Source organism: Ruegeria sp. BI11 (assembly GCF_056538005.1).
This window is the reverse complement of sequence record NZ_JBQFSM010000060.1, coordinates 1-1176: the sequence shown is the minus strand read 5'-3', so window position 1 is coordinate 1176 and position 1176 is coordinate 1. Positions and strand designations below refer to the sequence as shown.

Sequence of the window (1176 nt, the reverse complement as noted above, 5' to 3'; positions counted from 1 at the left end):
TTACTCGATGATTTTCGAGACAACGCCGGCGCCGACGGTGCGGCCGCCTTCGCGGATGGCGAAACGCAGGCCGTCTTCCATCGCGATAGGTGCGATCAGCTCAACGCTGAAGCCGACGTTGTCGCCGGGCATAACCATCTCGGTGCCTTCGGCCAGGGTCACGGTGCCGGTCACGTCAGTTGTACGGAAGTAGAACTGCGGACGGTAGTTCGCGAAGAACGGGGTGTGACGGCCGCCTTCTTCCTTGGTCAGGATATAGGCTTCGGCTTCGAACTTGGTGTGCGGTGTAACCGAACCCGGCTTACACAGAACCTGGCCACGCTCAACGCCGTCACGGTCGATACCGCGCAGCAGAGCGCCGATGTTGTCGCCTGCTTCACCGCGGTCAAGCAGCTTACGGAACATTTCAACGCCGGTACAGGTGGTTTTCTGAGTGTCGCGGATGCCGACGATTTCGATCTCGTCGCCAACGTTGATCACGCCACGCTCAACACGACCGGTCACAACGGTACCACGACCCGAGATCGAGAACACGTCTTCAACCGGCATCAGGAACGGCTTGTCGACTTCACGCTCAGGGGTGTCGATGTAGTCATCAACAGCCGCCATCAGTTCGCGGATCTTCTCTTCGCCGATTTCCGGGTTGTTGCCTTCCATCGCGGCCAGAGCCGAACCTGCGATGATCGGAATATCGTCGCCGGGGTAGTCGTAGCTGGACAGCAGTTCGCGAACTTCCATCTCAACCAGTTCCAGCAGCTCTTCGTCGTCAACCTGGTCAACTTTGTTCATGAACACGACCATCTTCGGGATGCCAACCTGGCGGCCCAGCAGGATGTGCTCGCGGGTCTGCGGCATCGGGCCGTCAGCGGCGTTCACAACCAGGATCGCGCCGTCCATCTGAGCGGCACCGGTGATCATGTTCTTGACGTAGTCGGCGTGGCCGGGGCAGTCAACGTGCGCGTAGTGGCGGTTGTCGGTCTCGTATTCCACGTGGGCGGTCGAGATAGTGATGCCACGTGCTTTTTCTTCAGGCGCGCCGTCAATCTGGTCATACGCTTTGAAGTCACCAAAATACTTGGTGATTGCTGCGGTCAGCGTGGTTTTACCGTGGTCAACGTGCCCAATCGTGCCGATGTTGACGTGCGGTTTTGTACGCTCAAACTTTTCCTTTGCCAT

1 protein-coding gene is annotated in these 1176 nt (G+C 58.6%); it reads right to left on the bottom strand.

Going from position 1 to position 1176, the window contains the following annotated elements:
* A partial coding sequence (gene tuf / locus ACR0DT_RS25070) for an elongation factor Tu (RefSeq protein ID WP_480713350.1) occupies positions 1-1176 on the bottom strand: 1176 nt, incomplete at its 5' end.